This window comes from Streptacidiphilus sp. P02-A3a (assembly GCF_014084105.1).
GTDB lineage: Bacteria > Actinomycetota > Actinomycetes > Streptomycetales > Streptomycetaceae > Streptacidiphilus.
Map to the genome: position 1 here is coordinate 926,005 of NZ_CP048289.1, position 24,534 is coordinate 950,538.

Sequence of the window (24,534 nt, forward strand, 5' to 3'; positions counted from 1 at the left end):
ATACGGGGTCGTCAGCGCGCTTCGCAGAACCGGCCGTACCGTACGGGTGGGGCGAGTTAAGGTGTCTTACCAGTAGCTGGTGATGTCGAAATTGAAGCGCGGTCCTGACCGGTGGTCAAGACCGCGCGTTCACATCCACGTTCGGCTGGTGCTGGGAAATGTCAGCTGGTGTCGCCTTTCTGACGATCTGGCGGTTCAAGTGTGTGAATGGCAATCGACCCGTGGAACGATTTTACTTTCCTTTGACTTACGCGCTGATTGCTTGAACCGTCCCGCGCTCCCCACCATGAACCCACGCTTCGTCAGGACCGGTCGGCAGTCGACGGATGGACGGGAAGGGGTCCCCAGGGGTCAGTGCGGCAGCAGTCAGTGCATCAGTTCCCCGGCGTTGACCAGCAGCGACTGGCCGGTGATCGCCCGGGCCCGGTCCGAGGCGAAGAACAGCGCGGCCTCGGCCACGTCGCCGTCGGTGGCCAGCTCCGGCAGCGCCATCCGCTCCGTCAGCCGGGCCCGCACCTCGTCCTCCGGCACCGCCTCGGTGCCCGCCGTCCAGCGCACGTACGCCTCCACCGCCGGGCCCCACATCCACCCCGGCAGCACGGTGTTGACCCGGATCCGCTCCGGGCCCAACTCCCGGGCCAGCGAGTACATGGCCGAGGTCAGCGCGCCCTTGGAGGCCGCGTACGCAGCCTGGCGGACCTGGCTGGGAGCGGCCACCGCCGACTGGGTGCCGATGATCACCACCGAGCCCCCGCGCTCCCGCAGCGCGGGCAGGCAGGCGCGGGTCAGTTGCAGGGTGCCGATCAGGTTGACGTCCAGCACCTGCCGCCAGGCCGCGAAGTCGGCGTCGGCCAGGCCGCCGAAGTAGCTGTCCAGGGCGGCCACGTGGACCACCGCGTCGATCCGGCCGAAGCGCTCCACCGCGAGCGCGGCCAGGGCGGTGCAGGCGTCGTCGTCGGCGATGTCGGTGCCGCGCCAGACGCTGCGCCCGGGGTGCCCGTCCTCGATCTCGGCGGCGGTCTTGGCGAGGTTGGCCTCGGTGCGGGCGCCCAGCACCACGTTGGCGCCCTCGCGCGCGGCGCGGACGGCGACCTGCTGGCCGAGTCCCGGGCCCACCCCGGAGACCACGACCGTACGACCATCGAGCAGCGGCATGCCGCACCTCCCAGCAAATCTGACGATGCGTCAGCTTAGGTCGGCGGGACCGGATTTACCAGAGCCGGGTGGCTCCGGGGCGGGCGGCGCGGCGCGGCGCGGCTCAGTGGCGGTGCTCCCGGTCCGGGATCAGCTTCCAGAAGCGCTCGGCCAGCGGCGGCGGCTCGGTCGCGGGCTCCTCCGGGGTCCGCGTGGCACCCCACATCACGCCCGAGGCCTGCCCCTCGTCGTTCAGCACCCGCAGCGCCTGCTCGACGTCCGCCCGTTCCAGCGTCGGCACCAGCCGCAGCAGCGGGACCACCTGCGAGGACCAGCGTCCGTCCACCGCGCGCTGTAGCACCTCCCGCAGGTCGTCCTCGCGCCCGGTCGCCAGGGCCAGGCCGTACGGGGTCAGTCGCAGCGCGTCGGCGAGCAGGATGGTCTGCTCGATCTCGCCCTGCCAGCGGGGCGCCTGCTCCAGTTGCGCGTACACCCTTGGGGTCAGGCCCAGTTGCCGGGCGACGTCCTCCAACGGCAGGTCCATCGCCAGTCGGTGGTCGCGGACGCTGCGGGCCCGGCCGCCCATCAGCTGCCCGGGGGTGCACCACAGCGTCCGTGCCAGCGCCACCAGTTCGCGCTCGCTGGGCAGCAACTCGCCCGACTCCCAGGCGATCACCTGCGGCGCGGCGACCTGTACGCCGTGTGCCGCCATGTCGCGGGCCACCAGGGCGGGTGTCAGCCGCAGGAGCCGCCGGGCCTGCCAGGCGGCAGCCGGGTGGAACGGCACGGGAGCGGCGGCGGGGAGGGATGCGCGTCTTCGCATGCATCCTCACGATAGGTCCGGCGGCGCGGCCCGCCCACCGGTGGATCATCCGAAGCCGCCGTCCGGCCGTGGCCACCGGCTCGTAGGAAGCTCCGCGGCTCTGGGAAGTGCAGGAGATCTGACATACCGTCAGTCATTCGCAACGCACCGGGGAGGCCGGGAGATGACGGACGAGGATCTGGACCGCTATGCCGAGCTGGCGTCGCGCGGCCCGTACGGGGTGGCCATCGGCAGCGCGCTGATCACCATGGTCGAGCCGCACCCGGGCCACGAGTACGGCTACAACCGCTGGTACGAGGACGACCACTTCTACGCCGGGGCCATGGCCATGCCCTGGATGTTCGCCGGTCGCCGCTGGGTGGCCACCCGTGACCTGCAACTGCTGCGCTACCCGGAGAAGTCGGCGGTCGCCGAGCCGGTCGCCGCCGGGTGCTACCTCTCGGTGTACTGGATCAACGAGGGCCGCCAGGACGCCCACATGCGCTGGACCGTGGGCATCAACAAGCGGCTCAACCGCGACGGCCGGGTCTACCGCGACCGCACCCACGTCTTCACCGCCTTCCAGCAGCACGTGGCCGCCGCCTACCGGGACGGCGCGGCCGGCCCGCGCGACGTGCACGCGCTCGACCACCCCTACGCCGGGCTGGTGCTCCAGGTGATCGACGCCGAGGACGCGGCCGGACGGGACCGGCTCGCCGACTGGCTGCTGGACCGGCACCTGCCGGGGCGGCTCCGGGCGGGCGGCCCGGCCGCGATGTGCGTGCTGTTCCGGCCGCTGCCGCTGCCCGGGGACAGGATGACCTACGTCAAGCAGGTGGAGGGGGTGGACACCCGGCTCACCCTGCTCTGGTTCCTGGAGCAGGACCCACGGGCCTGCTGGGACGCCTTCACCGGCCTCGACACCGAGGTCGCGGCGGCGGTGCCGGGGGCCAGGGTGGAACTGGTCGCGCCGTTCGTGCCGACCCTGCCGGGGACCGACCGCTACGTCGACCAACTGCGCTGACCACCCCCGCCGCCCTGCCCGGCGCCGCCCTGCCCCCCGCCGCCCTGCCCGTAGAGCGGCGTGGGCCCCCTTGCGGAGGCAAGGGGGCCCAGTGGTGGTGGCCGCCCCGCAGCGGGGGCGGGTGGCGATCGCCCGGTCAGCGCACCTCGAAGGCGCCGCCGGTGACATCGGCGACGAACGCGGTCCAGGCGTCGGCGCTGAAGTGCAGCGCCGGGCCTTTCGGGTCCTTGGAGTCGCGGACGGCCATGCCTGCCTCAGGCGTGGCGACCTCGACGCAGTTCCCGTTCCCCGAGTAGGAGGACTTGCGCCAGGCGAGGTCGGACTCGGCGGTGAGGATGTTGTGGTCCATGAAGGCTCACTCCGGTTTCGCAGATGATGGCTCGCGGTGGTTGATCTGCCTTCAGTGTTGCTCCGGAATCTGTGATTCCGGCTTTCCAGATATTCGTACACCCCCCAGAGGGGCCAATCTGCGGGGAGTCGGCACGCCGTCGGTGACTTTCCGGTACAGTCCGCGCTTCCGCTCGACCGTACGCGGTCAGCGGGCGAAGTCCTTGGCGACGCGGTCGATCAGGTCGCGGGTCTGGTCCGGGCCGAGGGCCATCGCCCGCAGGTGCTCGTACAGCGTGGAGTAGGTCTTCACGTCCGCCTCCTTCTCCAGGTAGAGGTCGCTGGTGACGCCCTCCAGGTAGACGATGGTGGCGTCGGCCTCGTCCTCGAACTCCAGGATCGAGAAGGTGCCGCTCATCCCCGGGTGCGCGCCGATCCCGTACGGCAGGACCTGGACCGTGATGTGCGACTGGTGGCTGAGCGCGATCAGGTGCTCCAACTGCTCGCGCATCACCTGCGGGCCGCCGACCTCGCGGTGCAGCACCGCCTCGTCCAGCACCGCCCACATCCGCAGCGGCTTGTCCGGGTCCTGCATCACCTCCTGGCGGCGCATCCGGATCTCGATCCGCTTCTCGTTCTGCTCGGGCAGGGCCTCCGGCTGGATGCCCGCGATCACAGCGGCGGCGTACTCGCGGGTCTGCAGCATCCCCGGCACGAACAGCGACTCGTAGTTCCGCGCCGAGACGGCGTTCGCCTCAAGGCCGATGTACACGCTGTACGGGACGTCGCCGAAGGCGTGCCACCAGCCCCGCTGGCGGGACTCCCGGGCCATCGTCATCAGCGCGTCGATCAGTTTCTCGTCCGTCACCGAGTAGACGCGGCAGAGGTCGCGTACGTCGCGCTGGCTGATGGCGCGTCGACCGTTCTCCAGTCGGCTGATCTTCGACTGGGAGACGAGGAGTTGCTGCGCGACATCCTCGGCTGTGAGCTTCCGCTCCTCGCGCAGTTCACGTAGTTTCGCGCCGAGCCTGCGGCGGCGGACGGTCGGGTTGATGCTCGCGGACGAGGACAACGGGTCCTCCGGCTCTGGTGGGGTGACGTTCTTTATTCGTTGGTATCCCTCTCGTTCAGCAGGATGCCACTACGGACCGCCCCCGCGTGGGGCAATCGGCCCGGATCGGCTCCGGCAACCGGAAAGAGCGGGCGCGCGCTGCGCGGCGCGCGCCGTTCTGCTAAGGAAGCCCATGTGGCCGGGGGCGCACAAAGCCGACCGCCGTCCGCCCCGCGAGGGTGGTCGCGGGACGGGCGGCGGCCGAGGGTGGAGCGGCCGTGCGCGGTGTCAGCCGTCAGCGGGCTGCCACCCTCGCCATTCCGGGCAGGGCAGGGGATCGCCCCGCCGGTCGGGCGGCGGCGGCCCGGTTGGGGGCCGGTGCGCCACCCCTCACCTGGGCTGCGGGCAGGCCGTTCTGCACGTCCATGACGGCGTGGGCGACCATTCCGCCGAGGGGGTCGTACCTGATCAGGTCACGCAGCCGTGACCTTGAGGAACGCCCCTCGTTACCGGGGTAGAGATGCTTTCCCAGGCCCACGGCGTGGGCCAGGGCGGCCAGCGCGGCAGTCCGGGGGTCCGGGGGGATCCCGGTCCGGATGGCCGTGTCCAGCCGTTCCTTGATCGCGCTGTTCGTGCAGTCGTCCGACGCCTGGTACCGCGTCGTCGGCAGCACTCCGCACACCTGGCCCGGCACCGCCCGCACCATCTCGCACCGCTCCAGGTGCGCGAGGTACGTCTGGCGCAGCCCCAGCCGGGGCCCACCGATCCAGTGAACGGCACGCACCGCACTGCCGCGCCTGCGCAGCAGTTCCAGGGCGTGGTCCAGTGTCGGGTCACCGGTCGGCCGTGGATTCACCACGGCTATCCGGTCCCCGTCAGGGACTATTCGTCCGGCCATGGCCAGCTCGACGAGCTGTGCTCCGGCCAGCCCGAGGTCAAGGGTCTGCGGTTGCGCGGTGGTCCCGGTCGCCGGGTCCAGTGCGAGCAACAACAGTTCCTCGGGAATTGTTCTGCGGCTCTTGCCCATCCAAGCCTCCCCGCGTGGATGAAGACAGAGTGACGCCTCTCACACCTCGCTGTCGAGAGTGCCTAGAGAGTGACACGACACCGTGATCTGTGGAACCGCCCGGATGAACCCCACGTCTGGCACTTGAGTGGGTGCCGACACTGAGGAATCGCCGGTGAGGGGCGCCGCGTACCAAGGTTTTCGGGGCTGTGAAGGAAACTAGTGCCGGAGCGCCGTTCTTGGGCGCGCACCGGACGCGCGAGGAGGCTGGGATACGTGGGCGAGTCCCCCGACAGGGTGGAACGGAACAAGGACGCGGGCGTCGAAGACGACGTGGACATGGGGGAGTTCGAACGCGACCTGAACCACGGGGCCGCGGTGGACGCGGTGGACGCGGCTGGTTCCGAGGATGTCGGGCATGACGGGGACCTCGGGGACCTCAGGGACGCCGGGGACGCCGATGACCAGCAGCGTGTCGCGGACCCGGAGGACCCGGAGGACCCGGAGGACCCGGAGGACCCGGAGGCCTCGGAGGACGTGCCGGGCGTTGGCGATGAGCCGGACGGCCGGGCTGCCGAGGCCGCCGTCGCCCCGCCTGCCCCGTCCGCCCCGGCGGAACAGCCGACCGACGCCGCCCGATCCCCGCAGACGGAAACCACTCCGCCCGCGCCCCGCCCCGCCGCCACCGAGGACTCAGCCACCGCCGAGGCGCCCGCCGACGAGGCCGAGGCCGCTGGGAACCGGGACTCCGCCGCCGAGGCACCCGCCGGGCCCGCTGCCGCCCCTCTGCGGGAGCCCGCCGCCGACGAGCCCGCCGACGAGCCCGCCGCCGAGGCGCCCGGGGACGGGGACGGGGGTGCGGGGCGGGGCTCGGCCTCCGCTGCCGTCGGGCGGGGGGAGCCGGCCCGGGTCGGGGCGGGGTCCGGCTGGGCCGGGGGGACGACGGGTGGGGCGACCACCACCACCGCGCTGTGGGCGCCGCCCGAGACCGCCACGCAGGCGCTGCCGCAGGCCGCCCCGCAGGCCGTCGGTGACCCCGCGCTGGGCCCGGAGGGCGCCGTGGCGACCCCGGAGACCACCTCCGAGGCGCTGGAGATCCTGGCCACCCTCAGCAGCCGTCCGATGACCCCGCTGCGCCGCGCGCTCAAGCGGATCAGCCTCTGGGGCGGCCTGCTCTGCTTCCTGCTCGCGATCGCGGCCTTCGTCCAGGTGCTGCGCCCGCTGCCGACGCCGGTGCTGAAGCTGACCGCCGCCTCCAGCTACACCTTCGCCGGGTCCGCTCCGGCCCTCGCCTGGCCGACCGCGGGTCAGTCCGCCGTGGAGGTGGACGGTCTCGGCTCGCTCGGCAGCAGCGGGCCGGAGAACCCGGTGCCGATCGCCAGTGTGACCAAGGTGATGACGGCTCACCTGGTGCTGAAGGACCACCCGCTGAACGTCGGCCAGCAGGGTCCGGTGATCGTCGTGGACCAGCAGGCGGTGGACGACTACACCAAGGGCCACAGCGACGGCGAGTCGGTGATGAAGGTCAGCAAGGGCGAGCAGCTGACCGAGTACCAGGCGTTGCAGATGCTGCTGATCCCCTCGGCCAACAACGTCGCCCGGCTGCTCGGCCGCTGGGACGCCGGTACCGACGCGGCCTTCGTCGCCAAGATGCAGACCGAGGCGGCGGCGCTGGGGATGTCCCAGACCACCTACACCGACCCCAGCGGCCTGCTGGACACCACCAAGAGCACCGCGAACGACCAGCTGAAGCTGGCCAGGGTCGCGATCGAGACCCCGGTGTTCCGGCAGATCGTCAGCACCACCACCTTCTCCCCGCCGGAGAACGGCCCGACGCCCAACACCAACGCGCTGATCGGCCAGGACGGCGTCATCGGCATCAAGACCGGCTCCGACTCGGCCGCGCTGGGCTGCCTGATGTGGGCGGCCAGGACCACGGTCGGCGGCACCACGCAGACGGTACTGGGCGTGACCCTGGGTCAGCCCGCGCTCAGCCCGACCTTCGGCATCCTCGACAACGTGATGGCGACCAGCAAGAAACTGCTGGTCAGCGCCGAGCACGTGCTTCAGTCGCAGGTCCTGGTGAAGCAGGGCCAGATCGTCGGCTACGTGGACGACGGCGAGGGCGGCCGGACGCCGCTGACCGCCGCCCAGGACGTGAACGTGGTCGGCTGGTCGGGCACGACCGTCCCGGTGTCGCTGGCGGCGCTGGGCGGGGTCCTGCCGCACACCGGCAAGGCCGGTGAGGCGGTGGGCTACCTGGTGGTCGGCTCCGGGGCGAGCGCCCAGCGGATCCCGGTCACGCTCCGGTCCGACCTGGCCGAGCCCTCCTACGGGGCCCGGCTGACCCGCCTCGGCTGACCCCGCCTCGGCTGACCCCGCGCGGAACCGCAGGACCGCCCCGGTGCCTACATGTGCACCGGGGCGTTCTCGTCGGCGGCGTAGATCTGCGGCTTGCCGGACGGGTAGAGCAGCCCGCAGACGACCATCCCGAACAGGAAGAACCCGGCCGACCACCAGTAGGCGGTGGAGTAGCTGCGCAGTTGGGACTGCGCCAGCGCAGCCGGGGTGTGCTGACGGCCGACCAGGTAGGCGGTGGCGGCACTGGTGGCCAGCGTGTTCAGCAGCGAGGTGCCGATCGAACCACCCACCTGCTGGCTGGTGTTGACCATGGCCGAGGCCACGCCCGCGTCATGCGGCTCGACCCCGGCGGTCGCCAGGGACATCGCCGGGGCGAAGATCAGGCCCATCCCGAGGCCGAGCACCAGCAGCGGCGGCAGCACGTTGGCGGCATAACTGCTGTGCAGGTCGAGTGCGGTGAACCAGACCATGCCGCAGGCCCCGAACAGCATCCCGACCGGGACGATCGGCCGGGCGCCGAACCTCGGCACCAGCTTGTTGGTCGCGGTGACCGAGGTGAGGATCATGACGAAGACCATCGGCAGGAACGCGACCCCGGTGAGCACCGGGGAGTAGCGCAGCGACTGTTGCAGGTAGTACGTCAGGAACAGGAACACGCCGAACATTCCGGCGCCCGCGATGAACATCGCCAGGAAGGACGCGCCCCGGTTCCGGTCCAGCACCACCCGCAGCGGCAGCACCGGGTGCTCGGCGCGGCTCTGCCAGACGGCGAACGCGATCAGCAGGATCACCCCGGCCAGCAGGAAGCCCCAGGTGTTGATCGTGCTCCAGGGATGTGACTCGGCATTGGAGAAGCCGTAGACCAGGCCGAACAGGCCCAGGGAGACCAGTACCGTGCCGGGGATGTCGAGCTTGGGCGGGTTGGCCGGTGCCCCGGCGTGCAGCAGCCGGGTGCCGCCGATGAAGGCGATCACCGCCAGCAGCAGGTTGACGTACAGGCACCAGCGCCAGTCCAGGTACTCGGTGAGCAGCCCGCCGAGCAGCAGGCCGATGGCACCGCCGGTACCGGCGATGGCGCCGTAGATGCCGAAGGCCTTGGCGCGTTCCTTGGCGTCGGTGAAGGTCGTGGTGAGCAGCGACAGCGCGGCCGGGGCGAGCAGCGCGCCGAAACCGCCCTGGAGGGCGCGGGCGGTGACCAGGACCCCGAAGTTCGGCGCGGCCCCGCCGATGGCGGAGGCGACCGAGAAGCCGACCAGGCCGATCAGGAACACCCGTTTGCGTCCGACCAGGTCGGCGACGCGTCCGCCGAGCAGCAGCAGGCTGCCGAAGGCGAGGGCGTAGGCGGTGACCACCCACTGCCGGTTGGCGTCGGTGAAACCGAGGTCCCGCTGGGCGGACGGGAGGGCGATGTTCACGATCGTCGCGTCCAGGACGACCATCAGCTGGGCGAGGCCGACCACCGCCAGCACCCACCAGCGGTGGTTCTCCCCGCGCTCCGGGAGCCCCGCGACTGCGGCCTCTTCTTCGGTCATACGTGCCATGGCCGGATCTCCGATCCGTCTATATATGGACATGTACGACACTAGGCCGACTGCGGGACCCCAGCATCTGGGTGCGCGGGAGGGGCGAATGTGACCACTGGGGCGTGAGCGAGGTCACACCGACTTGTAGTTTCAACCCTCATCTGTCTAGCGTGCTCGTCATCCGCACTTATGCGGAACCAACACCTCCGGAACGCCGAGTCCTGCCGCCGGAGGCATTGGCACACGTACCGAACCACGGCAGGGGCGGGGGAACCAGGTAAGTCGCCGCGATTCCAGCATCGCGGCTAGGGGTGAAGCCGTGCTCAGCACGGCCGGGCAACTCCAGCCCGAATCCGACAGCTCACCTCGCAGGCGTGGGAGAGGAACCTTCAGCATGCTGCTGTCCAGCAACGGGCGTCACCGCGCCACTCCTGCTCGCCGTACTGCCACCCAGCGTCTCCTCGCCGGAGCCGGTATCGCCAGTGTCGTCGGTATGGCCTTCCCCCTGGCCGCCGCGACCAACGCGGTCGCCGCCGCCCCGTCCTCCTCCGCCAGCAACGCCGTCGCCGGAACCGCGACCGCGACCGCGACCACCGCCGGTGCGGCCACGGCCGCCCAGCCGACCGCCGCCGCCACCGAGCGCCGCAGCACCCGCCATGCCGCCAGCAGCTACACCGTGGTCGCCGGCGACTGGCTCTCCAGCATCGCCGACAAGGAGCACGTCTCCGGCGGCTGGGAGCGGCTGTACCAGCTCAACCGGTCCACGCTGACCCAGGGCCCGGACCTGATCTACCCCGGTGAGCGGCTGGTCATCAGCGGCACCGTGGTCGCCAGCAGCACCACCACCAGCAGCACCACCACCGCGCCCTCGACCTCCACCGGTTCCTCCGCCCCGGCGGCCACCACCACCGCCACCACCACCACGTCGAGCACCTCCAGCGACGCCAACGCCGCCGCCTCGGCCGCCGCCCAGGCCGCCTACAACGCCGCCGTCGCCGCGAACGCCGCCGGCTCGGCCGCCTCGGCGAGCTCGGCCAACGCGTCCAACTCCTCCAACGCGTCCAACTCCTCCAGCTCCTCAAGCTCCGACTCGGCGTCCAACTCCGGCTCCGCCACCACGTCCACCACCTCCTCGACCTCCACCGCGAGCAGCAGCGCCCCGGCTGCCACCGGCAACATGGCCGCCGCGATCTCCTTCGCGGAGGCGCAGCTGGGCAAGGAGTACGTCTACGGCGGCACCGGTCCCGACACCTGGGACTGCTCGGGCCTGACCCAGGCCGCGCTGGCCCAGGCCGGGATCTCCATCCCGCGCACCAGCGAGGAGCAGGCCGCGGCCGCCACCCCCGTCTCGATGAACGCCCTGGAGCCCGGCGACCTGCTGTTCTGGTCGACCGACGGCACCGCCGCCAACGCGTACCACGTCGCCATCTACGTCGGCAACGGCGAGTACGTCGAGGCCGCCAACCCCAGCGCGGGCGTCAAGACCGACACCATCGCGGACTACACCCCGACCTTCGCCGGTCGTTTCTGAGCCGCAGCCCGAACGCGCCGCGCCCGCCCGGACCAGTCCGGGCGGGCGCGGCGTTCGTGCACGCGGGTGGGTGCGGTCAGGCGTCGCGGCGCTTCAGCAGCACCCCGGCGACGGCGAGCAGCACCACGGCGTAGCCGACCATCAGCCCGAAACCGGTCCACGGGGCCAGCATCGTGGGGTCGGGGACCACAGTGAGCAGCGCGCCACCGGCGTTGCTGGGCAGGTAGGGGACGATGTGCGGGGCCCAGCTCGACGGCAGCAGGTGGGACAGAGCGGGCACGATGAACACCACGCCGACCAGAGTGGCGATGGCACCCGCACCGTTGCGGATCAGCGCGCCGAGAGCGACACCGAACACACCGACGACCGTCAGGTACAGGCCGGTGCCGAAGACGACCCGGGCCACGCCGGGGTCGGAGATCTTCACGGCCTCGCCGTACGAGGACAAGATGGCCTGGCCGCAGTAGAACGCCACCAGTGAGGTGATGGTCATCAGCACCAGCACCACGGCTGCGTAGACCAGGGTCTTGGCCCACAGCACTGGCAGCCGCTTCGGGACGGCCGACAGGCTGGCCCGGATCATTCCGGTGCTGTACTCGCCGCTGACGATCAACACGCCGAGGACGCCGATGGCCAGTTGCGCGAGTAGGTACACGCCCAAGCTGAGCTCAGCCCCGTTGATCGGGTCGGCGTGGCCGTTGGGACCTCCGCTGTGGCTGGCACGACCCCAGGTGATGAGCATGCCGAGGCCGATCATGATGACTACGGCGACCAGCAGCGTGATCGGGGTGGACCGCAGCGTCCGCAGCTTGATCCACTCGGAGTTGAGCACCCGCAGCTGGGTGACCTTGCCCTCCTGGACCCCCCTGGGCGCGGCCTGCGGGGTGGCGGTGGTAGTGCTCATGCGACGCTCCCGGCGACCGTGGTGCTGGCGTGGTACTCGACGGCGTCCCGGGTGAGTTCCATGAACGCCTCCTCCAGGGAGGCCTGCTGCGGCGCCAGTTCGAACAGGGTGACGCCGTGCTCGGCGGCTATCGTGCCGATCCGGTCGCTGTCCAGGCCGGTGACCTCCAGCGTGCCCGGCTCGGGGCCGTCCACGGTGACGTCCGGGCCCAGCAGCAGGCCGCGCAGCCGGTCGGCGTGCGGCGAGCGGACGCGGACCACGTTGCGCGAGGCGCTGCGGGTGAAGTCCGCGACCGAGGTGTCCGCGATCAGCTTGCCGCGCCCCACCACGATCAGGTGCTCGGCGGTCAGCGCCATCTCGCTCATCAGGTGCGAGGAGACGAAGACCGTGCGGCCCTCGGACGCCAGGCCCTTGAGCAGGTTGCGGATCCAGAGGATGCCCTCCGGGTCGAGGCCGTTGACCGGCTCGTCCAGGAGCACTGTCTCCGGGTCGCCGAGCAGCGCGGAGGCGATGCCCAGGCGCTGGCCCATGCCGAGGGAGAAGCCCCCGGCCCGCTTGCGGGCGACCTCGCGCAGCCCGACCAGGTCGATCACCTCGTCCACCCGGCGGGCACCGATGCCGGTGGTGGCGGCGAGCGCGAGCAGGTGGTTGCGGGCGGTGCGGCCGGTGTGGATGGCCTTGGCCTCCAGCAGCGCGCCGACCTCGTGCAGCGGCGCGGCGTGCTCGGCGTAGCGGCGGCCGTTGACGGTGACGCTGCCGGTGGTGGGCGAGTCCAGGCCCATGATCATGCGCATCGTGGTCGACTTGCCGGCGCCGTTGGGGCCCAGGAAGCCGGTGACGATGCCGGGCCTGATCGTGAACGAGAGGTCGTCGACGGCGGTCTTCTCGCCGTATCGCTTGGTCAGGTTGCTGGCTACGATCATCGCGGGTGTCCGTTCATACGCCCACCCTGGTCGGTACCGCCTGCTCGGCGCGTCCCCTGGGTGCAGCGTCCCCGTCTACTGCGGGCGCAGTAGGCGGAGCCCGGGTGTCCTCCTGGTGCGGGTGGGTCCGCCGGGCCGCAGGGGTCAACCGGTGCCGGGCTGGACCAGGCCGCACTGGTACGCGGCGACCACCAGCTGGGCCCGGTCGCGCGCGCCGAGCTTCGCCATCGCCCGGTTGACGTGCGTCTTCACCGTCAGCGGGCTGAGGAAGAGGCGCACCGCGATGTCCTCGTTCGAGTGCCCCAGGGCGACCAGCGCCATCACGTCGCGTTCGCGCGGGGTGAGCACGTCCAGGCGGCTGGGGGCGGTGTCGGCGGTGCGCTCCGGCTGCGCCAGGAACCGGGTGATCAGGCTCCGGGTGGCGCTGGGGGAGAGCAGCGCGTCGCCCGCCGCGACCGTGCGCACGGCGTCCAGCAGCTCCTCCGGGCGCATGCCCTTGCCGAGGAAGCCGCTGGCCCCGGCCCGCAGCGCCTCGGCGACGTACTCGTCGAACTCGAAGGTGGTCAGGATCAGTACCCGGATCCCGGACAGCTGCTCGTCCGCGCAGATCAGCCGGGTGGCGGCGAGGCCGTCCAGGTTGGGCATGCGGATGTCCATCAGCAGCACGTCCACCGGCAGCGTCCGGGCCAGCCGCACCGCCTCGTGGCCGTCGGCGGCCTCGCCGACCACCTCCATGTCGGGGGTGGAGTCGATCAGCATCCGGAAGGTGCCGCGCAGCAGTGCCTGGTCGTCGGCGAGCAGGACTCGGATGGTCACGCGTCTGCTCCCGCGGGCTCCAGCACGGTCTCCCGGGCGGGCTCCCGGGCGGTCTCCCCATTGGCCGCGAAGCCGGTCCCGGTTCCGGACCCGGTCCCGCTCCCGGTCCCGGGGGCGGCTGGGGCGGGGCGCAGCGGCAGGTCGGCGGCGACCCGGAAGCCGCCCCAGGGGTCGCGTCCGGCGCTGAGGGTGCCGCCGACGACGGCGGCGCGTTCGCGCATCCCGGTCAGCCCGTGGCCGGTGCCGCGCCCCCGGTCGGGGGTGCTGAGCATGGGCGCGGTGCGGCCGTCGTCCTCGACCCGGATCGCCAGCCGCTCGTCGCCGACGTACACCTGGACCCGGGCGGTGGAGACCCCGGCGTGCTTGCTGACGTTGGTCAGCGACTCCTGGACGATGCGGTAGGCGGTCAGGTCCACGGCCGGGGGCAGCGGTCGCGGCTCGCCGATCCGCTCGTAGGCGACGTCGAGCCCGGCCCGGGCGAAGGACGCCAGCAGCTCGGGCAGCTGGTCGAGTCCGGGCGCGGGCTCCAGCGGCGCGGTCGGATCGTCGGACTGGCGGAGCAGCCCGACGGTCGCCTTCAGCTCCTGCAGCGCCTCGTGGCTGGCGTCCCGGATGTGCTCCAGTGCCGCGCGGACCGGCGGCGGGATCTCGTCGGCCAGGTGCACGGCGACCCCGGCCTGGGCGTTTATCAGCGCGATGTGGTGCGCGACGACGTCGTGCAGCTCCCGGGCGATCCGGATCCGGTCCTCGGCGACCCGGCGGCGGGCCTCCTCCTCCCGGGTGCGCTCGGCCCGCTCGGCCCGCTCCCGGATCGCGGAGATGTAGGCCCGGCGCGACCGCATGGCGTCCGCCCCGGCCGCTACCATGCCGGTCCAGGCGAGCACGCTGAGCTTCTGCGGCTCCAGCCACGACCCGGGGGCGAACGCCATGCTCGATCCGACCAGCAGCAGCGCGGCCGTGCCGGTGCCGAGCCAGGCGGTGCGGCGGTCGGTGTCCAGGGCGAGGGTGCAGATCGCGGCCACGACCGGGGACAGCAGCACCGGGTTGAGGTCGTAGCCGAGCGCGGTGTAGCTGATCCCGCAGGCGACGGTCACCGCCAGCACCACGCGCGGCCGGGTGCGCCGGAGCAGCAGCGCGCCGCAGGCCACGGCCGCCACCGCGGCGGTAGCGGGGTGTATCGCGCTGAGCGAGGGGAGCGCGTGCCGGGAGGCCCGGGCGGCCATCGCCGACGCGGTCAGCGAGAGCACCAGCAGCAGCGCCGCGGCCGATCCGTCCGCCAGTAGCGGCCGTCTGGACGCCCGCTGCCGCCACTGCTCCAGTGTTCCCATCCTGCAACGGTACGAGGCCGTGGCGGCTTTCGGCGTCGTCCGGGGACGGTAGCCGGGGTGTACGGCGGTTGCGGTAGGGGCGGGGGTGACCTGGGCCGACGTTGGCATGCCAGAAAACATGAGCATGGCTCTTGTTTTGTTACCCGCTGGTATCTAGCATCTGAGGCCGATCGACGCTGTCCGAGAAGCTCCGCACCGCCCCTCCATCCAGCGGGCGGTCCCGCTGCCCCCACAGGAGCCCTGTGTGACCAGATCAGTATTAGTAGGACGTGCCGCCGTGATCACCGCCGCGGCCCTCATCGGGGCCTTCGGCCTGGCCGGGACCCCCGCGCTGGCGGGCACCCCGGCCGCCGCCGGTGGCGCCCGGGCCGCGGCCGTCGGCGCCGCCGACACCCGCGCCTCCGCCATCGTCGCCCTCGGCGACAGCGCCATCTCCGGCGAGGGCGCGGGCACCGACACCGACGACGCCTATGTCCCCGGGACCGACGGTCCGACGAACTTCTGCCACCGCAGCACCTCGTCCGAGATCTTCGACACCGGGCTGTCCGGCGTCACCGGGGTCGACCTCGCCTGTTCCGGCGCGCAGACCGGCGACCTGGTGAGCGACCCGACCCTGGCCAAGGTCACCGGCTCCGGCAGCGGTGACTTCGGCGAGCCCAAGCAGGACGTCGAACTCGCCCGGACCGCCGCCCAGTACCAGGTGAAGATGGTCGTCGTCACCATCGGCGCCAACGACGACTTCGACTTCAGCGGGATCATGGAGAGCTGCCTCGGGCAGTACTTCCCGATCCCGCAGTCCGAGGGCTGCCGGGACACCATCGGCAGCGCGGCCATCACCGCGCGGGCCCAGGCGGTCATCCCGAAGATCGAGGCGGCGCTCACCGACGTCCGGCAGACCATGCGCGACGCCGGCTACGCCGACGGCTCGTACCAGCTGGTGATGCAGTCGTACTTCACCCCGATCACCCCGGACATCCGCAGCAACACCTACGCGGCGAAGGTCGCCGACGGCTGCCCGGCCTACCCGGAGGACCTGGCCTGGGGCCACAACTGGGTGGTCCCGCAGCTGGACGACGCGCTGCGGACCGCCGCCGAGGCGGTACCCGGCGTGCGCTTCCTCGACCAGCGCCGGGTCAGCTACGGCCATGAGGTCTGCGCGGAGATGACCACCTCGCCGTACGAGTACACCAACGGCGACGTGATCGACACCAGCGAGCTCACCCGCAACGGCTGCGACTACTCCATCGGCATCCTCGGCCTGTGCGAGGACGAGATCCGGCAGTCCTTCCACCTGCGGGTCGCCGGGTACCAGGGCGAGGGCGCCTGCCTCGGCGAGTTCTTCGACGCGCCGAACCAGCAGGAGGCCTACTGCACCCTGGACCAGGGCGACGGGACGACCATCGAACCGCTGACGGTCGGCCGGCCGTTCAACGACGCGCCACAGGACGGCGCCTGGTTCCAGCTCAGCAACCACGCCACCGGCCAGGTGCTGGACTTCTCCGGCGGCGGCGACTACGGCGACAGCACCAACGGCCGTCCGGCGATCACCTATCCGGCCGACGGCGGGCTGAACCAGTCCTTCGTCTTCGAGGCCAAGCCGGGCGGCAGCTACGAGCTGGACTTCAGCGGCAACCGGGACATGTGCCTGGACGCCACCGGTGGCTCCACCGCCGCCGGAACCGCGCTGGAGCAGTGGGGCTGCACCGGCAACGGCAACCAGCACTGGGTGCTCGAACCGGCGGGCAACGGCCTGTACAAGGTCGCCGACTCGGAGAACACGGGCATGGTCGCCACCCTCGGCAGCAGCTCGCTGACCGACTCCAGCGGCAACCCGGTCACCGTGCTCCAGCCCGACACCGGCGCGGCCGGGCAGCTGTGGCAGCTGACCCTGCTGGGCATCGTCTACCTGGGCTGACCGCCCGAACCCTGGGACGTCCAGCGCGCCGGGCCGCGGCCCGGGCCGGGACGTCCCAGGGCCGAGCCCGGGCCGCGTCCCTTCGCGCTCGGATCATTTTGCCATCCCTTTACAACCGGGTCGGATGCCCCGTCGTCTCTCCGCTCGATCTGAACAACGGTCAGCCCGCCACGGCCCTCCGGGGCCGGGCCGACCCGACGAGAGAGAAGCCGTCCATGCGTATGTCCACCCTCGCCGTTGGCGCGATGGCCTGCACCGCCGTGGTGCTCGGGTCCGCCCCCGCCATGGCCGCGAGCTCCGACTCGGCCGCCGCCAAGACGCCGATGTGCGCCACCTCCCAGCTGACCGCGTCGCTCGGCGGCGGGGACGCCGGTGCCGGGAACCTGTACCGCTTCCTGCTGCTGACCAACCACAGCCACACCAGCTGCCAGCTCGACGGCTACCCGGGCCTGTCGCTGCTGAACGCCCACGGCCAGGAGATCGGCGCCCCGGCGACGTTCGACCACAACTTCAGCTACGCCCCGGTCACGCTGCGGCCGGGCCAGGCCGTCAGCGACACCATCCACACCCTCAACTCCGGCGCCACCAGCTGCCAGGGCACCTCCACCGAGCTGCGGATCTACCCGCCCGGCAACAAGGCCGCGCTGGTCATCCCCGGCAAGGTGATGCTCTGCGGCAACCTGCTCAGCGTCACCCCCTTCGGCCGCGGCACCACCGGCAACCCGCCCGACGGCACGGCCGTGGCCCCGATCAGTGACACCTCCAGCTCGCCGAGCCCCGCCGCCACCCAGACGCCGTCCGCGGCCCCGACCAACGGCCCGTCCGCGTCGGCCGCGCCCGCCTCCGGTGGCACCGGCAGCGGCGGCGCGTCCGCCGCCCCGACCTCCGCCTCCGTCGGCGTGGTGCCGTCGGGCGCCCCCGACACCGGCGTGCCGGTGACCGACTCCAGCAGCGACACCGGCCTGATCGCCGGTGCCTGCGCCATCGCCGCGGCGCTGTTCGGCGGGCTCGGCCTGATGCTGCGTCGCAGGTCGCAGGCTCGGGGCTGACCCTTGCGGCGTAGCGGATCGGCTCGCGACAGTCAGCACGGAGTCCACCGTCGGGGCCCTGGCCGGAAGGGGGCCGCGACGGCACGCGGGCGCGCCGCCGCGCGCTGGTGCGGGACGCTGGCTGCCCTGCTGCTCGCCACCTCCGGCGCCGTGACCCAGCTCTCCGGCTGCGCGGCCCACAACCCGGCCACGGCCGGGACGGCGGCGGCGCAGTCCTCGCTCGCGGCCGTCCCGGTCACCGCCCCCAGCGGCAGCGCGGCGCCGCGCCCGCTGGCCCGGTCGGTACCGGAGCGGCTGGAGATCCCCGCCATCGGCGTCGACACCCCGATCATGGCGGTCGGCCTCGGCCCGGACGGAACCGTCGGCGTCCCCCCGATCGAGGCGAACGCCCCGGCCGGGTGGTACCAGTACTCGCCCACACCCGGGCAGGTCGGACCAGCGGTGATCCTCGGCCACGTGACCGTCGGCCAGTACGGCGACGGGGTGTTCCTGCACCTCGCGCGGCTGGCCGCGGGCGACCGGGTGGTCGTGGTGCTCCAGGACGGCGCGTCGGCGGTGTTCACCGTGGACTCGGTGCAGACCGTGTCCAAGGCCCGTTTCCCCACGTCCGCCGTCTACGGCAGCGTGGACCGGCCGGAGCTGCGACTGATCACCTGCGCGGGCCCGCGCGGGGCAGGCGGCACCGGCTACTCCGAGAACACCATCGTCTACGCGTCCCTGGCCGACGCGAGTTGACGAATTGATGGCTGATTGGCGCGCGGGTGCCGCAACCGAGGAGCAGCCGGAACCGTCTCGTCCGGTGAGACCCGCCGATCCATCGGCGGAACCTCTACAGCCGAGGAGAATGGTGCGCCGGTCCCACGAGAGGGAGGCAGCCGAGCTGTTCGCCGCCCTCTACCCGCGCCTCGCGGGCTGGTGCCGTCGTCTGGTCGACGACGACGGCACCGCCCACGAGATCGCCTCGGAGGCGTTCACCCGCCTCTGGGCGCGCTGGACCAAGGTGGAGGAGCCGCGCGGCTTCCTCTACGTGACCGCGGCCAACCTGGTCCGAGACCACTGGCGCAAAATGGAGCGTGAACGGCGGGCCATGCGGCGCGCCACCACGGAGGAAGTCGTGAAGCAGCAGCGCGCCGAGACGGGTGACCCGTCGGTGCGGCTGCTGGTCCAGTCGCTCCCGCAGCGGCTGCGCACACCAGTACTCCTGTACTACTACGCGGACCTGCCGGTACGTGAGGTGTCCGCGCTGATGGGACGGAACGAGGGAACGGTCAAGTCTGATCTGCACGCGGCCAGGGAACTGCTGCGAGCCAAGCTGGGAGCGGCGGAGTGAGCAGAGACCCCGGTGGGCCCGGCCCCGACCCGCAGCACCCCGACGACCAGCCCGAGCCGTTCGAGCCCGTTGACCCGCCCGAGCCCGTTGACCCGCCCGAGCCCGTTGACCCGCCCGGACCCCTCGACCAGCCCGAGCCGTTCGAACCGGTGAACCAGCCCGACCCGTTCGACCTCGGCGAGCGGCTGCCGGGCCTGGGCGCGGCCGAGCCGCTGCTGCGCCCGGAGATCCGGATGCTGCCGGTGCCGACCGGCTCCTTCGAGCGGATCCGCCGCCGGGCCGCCCGCCGCAGACGCGGGCGGGTCGCCGCCGGAGGCGGGCTGGTCGTCGCCGTGGCCGCCGGTTCGCTGTACCTGCTGGGCGTGCCCGGCCCCTTCTGGAACGCCGCACCCCCGGTCACCGCCACCGGCGGCACCCGGTCGCCGTCCGCTTCGCCGACCCCGAGCGCCACCGGCGGGCACGTCTCCGCGCCCCGGCCCCCCGTCCAGAGCCCGTCCGCCAGCGCGGCCGGCGGCAGCGCCAGCGGCGCGGCCAGCGCTGAGCCGACGGTCGGTACCACCGGCGCGTCCAGCACCAGCGGCGCGCTCACGGCCACCCCGTCGGCCTCCGCGGCCAGCAGCTCCGCCCCCGCGACGGCGGTCGTGGGCATCTGCCCGACCTCGCAGCTGACCGCCGCGCTCGGCGGTGGCAACGCCGGCGCCGGGAACCTGTACCGGTACCTGGTGCTGACCAACGACGGCCCGACCTCCTGCACGCTGGACGGCTTCCCGGGGCTGACGCTGCTGGACGCCCAGGGCGGGCAGCTCGGCGCCCCGGCGACCTTCGACCACACGATCTCCTACAGCCGGGTGGTACTGGCGCCGGGGGCCTCGGCCAGCGACACCATCCACACCCTGAACGCGGGCGCCACCAGCTGCTCCGGCACCTCGTCCAGCCTGCGGATCTACCCTCCGGGCGACACCGCCTCGATGCTGATCCCCGGTCAGGTGATGCTCTGCGGCGGGCAACTCAGCGTCAGCCCGTTCATCACGGGCAGTACCGGCAACCCGCCGTCGTGACCTCCGGGTGCCCCCGACTGGCCGAAGGCGGCGCGTCCCGGCGCGCGTCGGCCGCCCCTGGCTCCTAGGGTCGGAAGCATGCGCATCGTCATCGCGGGTGGACACGGTCAGATCGCACTGCAACTGGAGCGGATCCTCGCGGAGCGTGGGGACACGCCGGTCGGGTTGATCCGCCGGTCCGACCAGGCGCACGAGCTACAGGCGGCCGGAGCCGAGGCGCTGCTGTGCGACCTGGAGTCGGTCGGCGTCGAGCAGCTGGCGGCGGATCTGGCGGGCGCGGAGGCGGCGGTGTTCGCCGCCGGGGCCGGGGGACACGGCGGCATGGCCCGGACCCAGGCCGTCGACCAGGGCGGGGCGGTGCTCTTCGCCGAGGCGGCCCAGCGGGCGGGGGTGCGCCGACTGGTCCAGCTCTCCTCGATGGGCGCCGACCGCGAGCCCCCGGCCGGAACCGACGCGGGCTTCGCCGCGTACCTGCGGGCCAAGGGCGCGGCCGACAGCGACCTCGCCAGCCGCACCGACCTGGACTGGACGATCCTGCGGCCCGGCCATCTGACGGACGACCCGGGCACCGGGCTGGTCACCCTGTCCACCGGCCACCTCGCCGAAAGCGGGGGCGCCGGCCGGGTACCCCGGCGGGACGTCGCGGCGGTGATCGCGCAGCTGCTGCACACCCCGGCCAGCGCCGGACTGGCACTCGAACTCGTCAGCGGTGACACCAGCATCGAGGCGGCGGTCGAGGCAGTCGTCCAGGAGTCCTCGGCCCACTCCCGCTGAGCTCCGCCGCTCCCACCCCGACCCCCGACCCCCGCCGCCGCCCCGACCCCCGCCGCCCCGCCGCCCCGCCGCCCCGAGCCCCGCCGCCCGGGTCAGCCGTCCGCCGTCGGCGGATCGCTCGGTCGGTCGCCCGGCGGATCGCTCGGTCGGCCCGGAGGCAGGATCGGGAAGATCCGGCTGACCACCGCCACTGGTCCGGCGTCCGGCGGCCGGGCGGACGGCGAGGACTCACGGATCCGGTAGGGAGCCAGCAGCCGACGCAGCTCCTCGGCCAGCAGATCGATCTCCTCCGGTCCCAGATACAGCACCGCGCTGAACGCGTCGTCCCTGCGCCACGGCTCGGGCGCCCGCTCCCGCTCGGCCAGCCAACGCTGGTAACTCTCGTTCTCCAGACCACGGTTGAGCGCGCTCAGGCCTTCCCCGACGGCGTCCCCCGGATCCCCCGCGTCCGTCGGGTCCGTCGGGTCCGCCGCGTCCTCGCGGCCCGCCCACCCGGCCGCGTCCGCCGCCGCCCAGTCGCCGCCCCCGGCGGCCAGCCGCCAGGGACGCGCCCGACCGCTGCTCCTCGGCGCCTCCTCGATCAGCCCGACCCTGCCCAACTGCCGCAGGTGGAACGAGCAGAGCCCGGAGCTGCGGCCGAGTCGGCGTCCGGCCTCATTGGCCGTCACCGGGCCTATCCGGTGCATCAGTTCGAGCAGCGCGGTGCGCAGCGGATGCGCGGCGAGCACGGGTGCCACGTCCAACTCGACTGCCGCGTCAACGGATTCGCTGTTCACGTTGCCAGCTTCGGACTTTGCAAAGTAGCGTGTCAAGGTCTTCGGTCGACCCCGTGGAGGCGGTCGACCGCTTGCGCACGCCCTGTCGACGCCGAGCGCCCAGAGCGCACTCCGGAGGACCAGCCCGATGCCTGATCACCGCGACCGCGCCATCGACCGCCGGGTCCACGTCCAGGGCCGACCGGTGGACAGCTACCCCGAGCGCGCCCCCGAGGCCGCCCGGGGCCGGGTGCTGCGGATCACCGTCACCGGCGAGGAGATCCTGCGCCGCGACTGCCGCCCGGCCGTCGACTTCGGAACCGTGGAGCTGTCGCAGCTGATCGACGACATGTTCGTCACCATGTACGTGGCCGAGGGCGCCGGGCTGGCCGCCAACCAGGTGGACGTCGACCTGCGCCTGTTCGTCTTCGACTGCCTCGACGACGACGGCGTGCGCCACGTCGGCCACATCCTCAACCCGGTGGTCGCCGCGCCCGCCCCGGGCAGCCGCAGCTTGCTGGACGCCCCCGAGGGCTGCCTCTCCGTCCCCGGCCCGCACCACGAACTCCCGCGCGAGGAGCGGGCGGTGGTCACCGGCGTCGACAAGGACGGCCAACCGCTCACCATCGAGGGCACCGGCTACTTCGCCCGCTGCCTGCTGCACGAGACCGACCACCTGAACGGCATGGTCTACATCGACCGCCTCTCCAAGCGCGACCGCCGAGCCGTCCTCCAGGAAATGGAGGAGCTCATGCCCTCCGTCCTCGCCCGCCGCCGGTCCCGCGCCGAATCCCTCCCCACCCCGACGCACCCCGCCGCCAACTGACCCCTCCCCTTCGCCCCCACCGGACACCGCCTTGCCGGGGAGAACGGATCAGGACCGATCCGCTAGGCTGTGAACCGGGCAGTCGCTGTGCGGCCTGGTCGGGCACCCCCGACCTCACGGTTCGGAGCCCCGAACCGATCGCAGAGCACCTACCCAGGACGTTTGCCGGAAGGCAGGGATACCCCCCAGGGGTTCCCCCACCGCCACCTCCGCAAGCCCCGCCTCAGTAGCTCAGGGGATAGAGCACGGCTCTCCTAAAGCCGGTGTCGCAGGTTCGAATCCTGCCTGGGGCACTTCTCCGACCAGCCCGTAGATGGCCAAAAGCCCAGCTCGGGACGCAAGTCCAGGGCTGGGCTTCTTGCTTCCCTGCGTTCGCACTACGTCGCCAATACGTTCGAAATACGGGGCGCCCACGCAAGATGGTCACCCGGATTCCTCCCAGATGATCAAGGTCTCCCCCGGGGGTACAGGAGCGCCCCCGGCCAGCGGCGACTGGTCGAGGGCGTCGGTGGTGCCGGAGCCCGAGGGGGTCGTCTACCTGAGCTCCGGCACGTGTGGGACGGTGGCGGTCCGGGCGTGGCCCGGACCGGGGATTCGAGTACCTCGGTGCCTCCACCGGGCCGGGCGGACATCCCTGTAAACGGTTGTCCGCCCGATCGCTGCGGCCGGTAGCGTTCAGCCATGAGCTGGCGGGGACCGACATACAGGACAGTGGACGGAGAAAGAATCAAGGGCGCGTGGTGCCATGTCTGGCGCTGGAGCCGCTGGAACGACCGGTACTACATGGATGACCTGGTGGTGTTCTCTGATGGGGAAGTGCGATGCGAGGATCGCACTGATCTCACCGGCTTGGAGAAGCTGCTGGCATCAGGCCGCATCTTGGTGACGGACCCAGCGGCGCCTGCCCGCCCGGTCGAACCGTCCAAGTGGCTCTCCCGGAACGGTGAGCCGCTGACCCCGGAGGGGTTCCTCCTCGAAGTGGCTGACAAGGTCGAGGAGCTCAGCGGACGTCCCACCGCCGGGCGTCGTTGCTGGCAAGCGATCGAGCGCTTCCAGCAGGAGCCGACCGAGGCCAACCGTGCGTTGTTGCGAGCGGCCTATCTCGCGGTTCCGCCCCACCGGCGCATCTACGTTCTGGGCGATATGGACCGCCAGGACCGGCCCCTGCGGATACTGCTCACCGATGTGGGTACCGCAGTCGACGGCGACGGCCCGGTCGTTACCCCAGTGCATCACCGGAAAGCCCTGGACTACTTCAACGAGGGGACCCAGGGTGTCGCGCGTCAACGGGAACGCCGCGCGATCCACCATGCGGATGATCCGGTCGAGGCCGGTCGGCCGGCGGTCATCTCGCATGAGACCGTCTTCCCGAAGGGCTGGCCCGAGAAGCTGGACCTCTTCGTGCTGCGCAACGACTTCCCGGCGCAGGTGTCCCTGGCAGGCGAGACGTACCCGTCCGTAGTGCACGGCTACTGGGCCCTGTCAGCAGCCGACGCCTCCGATCACGATCGAATCCGGGACGCGCCAACAGGGCGGGAGGCGCATGAACTGGGCGGCCGGGCGGACCGCCGAGCGGACTGGGCCAGCGTGCGACTTGCCGTCATGGGTGCTCTGCTGCGGGCGAAGTTCGAACAGCACCCCGACCTGGCCGAGATGCTCCTGTCCACCGGGGACAGCGCGATCAGTTACACCGGCCTGTTGGATTCGCCCTTCTGGAGGGACGCCCCCGATCGGCAGGGCCGGAACTGGATTGGCCGCCTCCTCCAACTGACCCGTTCCGAACTCGTCGCCCAATCGCTCCTCGCGGACCGCAGGTAGGTCCGAGCGACCGGAGGGCTGCCCTGTCCTGTGCGCTTGGGGGCGGGTAGCTTCCCGGCGACCGCTGACCATCAGGCCATCAATTCCTCGCCACTTCCAGCGCCGCGAGTGCGGCTGCCGCTTTGCGTGCCTTCCGCCCGGCCTTCTCCGCCTTGGCCTTCGCCTTCGCGATCTGCTCGGAGCGGCCTTGTGCAGCTTCTTCGAGACCTCGTCCAGACGGTCTGGCCGTAGGTGCGATTCTGAGCACGGATCGGGTGGATGGTGCCCGAGGTGAATGAC

At 72.1% G+C, this 24,534-nt stretch carries 22 protein-coding genes, 1 tRNA gene and 1 riboswitch; of the genes, 12 read left to right on the forward strand and 11 right to left on the reverse strand.

Annotation, left to right across the window (positions count from 1 at the left end; all coding sequences use genetic code 11):
* Positions 1–366 precede the first annotated feature (366 nt).
* Together GXP74_RS04330 and GXP74_RS04335 are read right to left on the reverse strand one after the other, a co-directional pair.
* A complete protein-coding gene (locus GXP74_RS04330; protein ID WP_182450090.1) occupies positions 367–1,155 on the reverse strand; it encodes an SDR family oxidoreductase in 789 nt (262 codons plus the stop codon).
* Between the two features lie 103 nt (positions 1,156–1,258).
* Positions 1,259–1,957, reverse strand: coding sequence for an XRE family transcriptional regulator (locus tag GXP74_RS04335; RefSeq protein ID WP_182450091.1), 699 nt, complete (start codon positions 1,955–1,957; stop codon positions 1,259–1,261).
* Between the two features lie 163 nt (positions 1,958–2,120).
* Here GXP74_RS04335 and GXP74_RS04340 point away from each other — a divergent pair, with 163 nt between their 5' ends.
* A complete protein-coding gene (locus GXP74_RS04340) occupies positions 2,121–2,960 on the forward strand; it encodes a hypothetical protein (RefSeq protein ID WP_182450092.1) in 840 nt (279 codons plus the stop codon).
* 136 nt (positions 2,961–3,096) lie between these two features.
* Here the strand turns inward: GXP74_RS04340 and GXP74_RS04345 are convergent, their stop codons facing one another.
* The 3 genes from GXP74_RS04345 to GXP74_RS04355 all read right to left on the reverse strand — a co-directional run bounded on the left by GXP74_RS04345 (position 3,097) and on the right by GXP74_RS04355 (position 5,365).
* Complete coding sequence (locus GXP74_RS04345) at positions 3,097–3,309, reverse strand: DUF397 domain-containing protein (RefSeq protein ID WP_182450093.1); 213 nt, start codon at positions 3,307–3,309, stop codon at positions 3,097–3,099.
* Between the two features lie 186 nt (positions 3,310–3,495).
* Positions 3,496–4,359, reverse strand: coding sequence for a helix-turn-helix transcriptional regulator (locus GXP74_RS04350; protein ID WP_182450094.1), 864 nt, complete (start codon positions 4,357–4,359; stop codon positions 3,496–3,498).
* 274 nt (positions 4,360–4,633) lie between these two features.
* Positions 4,634–5,365 (reverse strand): GPP34 family phosphoprotein, encoded by a 732-nt coding sequence (locus GXP74_RS04355; RefSeq protein ID WP_182450095.1) that lies wholly within the window; start codon positions 5,363–5,365, stop codon positions 4,634–4,636.
* 255 nt (positions 5,366–5,620) lie between these two features.
* Here GXP74_RS04355 and GXP74_RS04360 point away from each other — a divergent pair, with 255 nt between their 5' ends.
* A complete protein-coding gene (locus tag GXP74_RS04360; RefSeq protein ID WP_182450096.1) occupies positions 5,621–7,705 on the forward strand; it encodes a D-alanyl-D-alanine carboxypeptidase family protein in 2,085 nt (694 codons plus the stop codon).
* 47 nt (positions 7,706–7,752) lie between these two features.
* Here GXP74_RS04360 and GXP74_RS04365 read toward each other — a convergent pair whose 3' ends face one another.
* Positions 7,753–9,246, reverse strand: a complete 1,494-nt coding sequence (locus tag GXP74_RS04365) for an MFS transporter (protein WP_370468372.1) — start codon at positions 9,244–9,246, stop codon at positions 7,753–7,755.
* 218 nt (positions 9,247–9,464) lie between these two features.
* Positions 9,465–9,618, forward strand: a riboswitch (cyclic di-AMP (ydaO/yuaA leader).
* 4 nt (positions 9,619–9,622) lie between these two features.
* Between GXP74_RS04365 and GXP74_RS41780 the strand changes: the two genes are divergently transcribed.
* Positions 9,623–10,759, forward strand: a complete 1,137-nt coding sequence (locus tag GXP74_RS41780; protein ID WP_182450097.1) for a LysM peptidoglycan-binding domain-containing C40 family peptidase — start codon at positions 9,623–9,625, stop codon at positions 10,757–10,759.
* Positions 10,760–10,835: 76 nt separating this feature from the next.
* Here GXP74_RS41780 and GXP74_RS04375 read toward each other — a convergent pair whose 3' ends face one another.
* The 4 genes from GXP74_RS04375 to GXP74_RS04390 all read right to left on the reverse strand — a co-directional run bounded on the left by GXP74_RS04375 (position 10,836) and on the right by GXP74_RS04390 (position 14,730).
* Positions 10,836–11,663: an ABC transporter permease subunit gene (locus GXP74_RS04375; protein WP_182450098.1), complete on the reverse strand. Its 828-nt coding sequence runs from the start codon at positions 11,661–11,663 to the stop codon at positions 10,836–10,838.
* Positions 11,660–12,586 carry an ATP-binding cassette domain-containing protein gene (locus GXP74_RS04380; RefSeq protein WP_182450099.1) on the reverse strand — a complete coding sequence of 309 codons (927 nt, stop codon included), beginning with the start codon at positions 12,584–12,586 and terminating at the stop codon, positions 11,660–11,662. Before GXP74_RS04380 ends, GXP74_RS04375 begins: the two co-directional genes overlap by 4 nt.
* 144 nt (positions 12,587–12,730) lie before the next feature.
* A complete protein-coding gene (locus GXP74_RS04385) occupies positions 12,731–13,402 on the reverse strand; it encodes a response regulator transcription factor (RefSeq protein ID WP_182450100.1) in 672 nt (223 codons plus the stop codon).
* Entirely contained in the window at positions 13,399–14,730 is a 1,332-nt protein-coding gene (locus tag GXP74_RS04390) for a sensor histidine kinase (RefSeq protein ID WP_182450101.1), read from the reverse strand. Before GXP74_RS04390 ends, GXP74_RS04385 begins: the two co-directional genes overlap by 4 nt.
* Positions 14,731–15,007: 277 nt before the next feature.
* On the opposite strand from GXP74_RS04390, the gene GXP74_RS04395 reads away from it, so the two are divergent.
* From GXP74_RS04395 to GXP74_RS04420, 6 genes are all read left to right on the forward strand, one after another.
* Positions 15,008–16,645 carry an RICIN domain-containing protein gene (locus tag GXP74_RS04395; RefSeq protein WP_182450102.1) on the forward strand — a complete coding sequence of 546 codons (1,638 nt, stop codon included), beginning with the start codon at positions 15,008–15,010 and terminating at the stop codon, positions 16,643–16,645.
* A 215-nt stretch (positions 16,646–16,860) separates the two neighbouring features.
* A complete protein-coding gene (locus tag GXP74_RS04400; RefSeq protein ID WP_182450103.1) occupies positions 16,861–17,694 on the forward strand; it encodes a DUF4232 domain-containing protein in 834 nt (277 codons plus the stop codon).
* Between the two features lie 150 nt (positions 17,695–17,844).
* Positions 17,845–18,429: a class F sortase gene (locus GXP74_RS04405; RefSeq protein WP_225447706.1), complete on the forward strand. Its 585-nt coding sequence runs from the start codon at positions 17,845–17,847 to the stop codon at positions 18,427–18,429.
* Positions 18,430–18,541: 112 nt separating this feature from the next.
* Entirely contained in the window at positions 18,542–19,024 is a 483-nt protein-coding gene (locus GXP74_RS04410; protein WP_182450104.1) for an RNA polymerase sigma factor, read from the forward strand.
* The gene (locus GXP74_RS04415) at positions 19,021–20,082 is read left to right on the forward strand and encodes a DUF4232 domain-containing protein (RefSeq protein ID WP_182450105.1); all 1,062 of its coding nucleotides are present in this window, start codon (positions 19,021–19,023) and stop codon (positions 20,080–20,082) included. Before GXP74_RS04410 ends, GXP74_RS04415 begins: the two co-directional genes overlap by 4 nt.
* Before the next feature lie 78 nt (positions 20,083–20,160).
* Entirely contained in the window at positions 20,161–20,856 is a 696-nt protein-coding gene (locus GXP74_RS04420) for an NAD(P)H-binding protein (RefSeq protein WP_182450106.1), read from the forward strand.
* 92 nt (positions 20,857–20,948) lie between these two features.
* On the opposite strand, the gene GXP74_RS04425 is transcribed toward GXP74_RS04420, so the two are convergent.
* Positions 20,949–21,632: a winged helix-turn-helix domain-containing protein gene (locus GXP74_RS04425; protein ID WP_225447707.1), complete on the reverse strand. Its 684-nt coding sequence runs from the start codon at positions 21,630–21,632 to the stop codon at positions 20,949–20,951.
* Between the two features lie 127 nt (positions 21,633–21,759).
* Between GXP74_RS04425 and def the strand changes: the two genes are divergently transcribed.
* The 3 genes from def (at position 21,760) to GXP74_RS04440 (ending at position 24,255) form a co-directional block, all read left to right on the forward strand.
* The gene (gene def, locus GXP74_RS04430; RefSeq protein ID WP_182450107.1) at positions 21,760–22,437 is read left to right on the forward strand and encodes a peptide deformylase; all 678 of its coding nucleotides are present in this window, start codon (positions 21,760–21,762) and stop codon (positions 22,435–22,437) included.
* A 220-nt stretch (positions 22,438–22,657) separates the two neighbouring features.
* Positions 22,658–22,730: transfer RNA gene (locus tag GXP74_RS04435), tRNA-Arg, on the forward strand.
* A gap of 388 nt (positions 22,731–23,118) precedes the next feature.
* Complete coding sequence (locus GXP74_RS04440) at positions 23,119–24,255, forward strand: NADAR family protein (RefSeq protein WP_182450108.1); 1,137 nt, start codon at positions 23,119–23,121, stop codon at positions 24,253–24,255.
* The last annotated feature ends 279 nt before the right edge of the window (positions 24,256–24,534 follow it).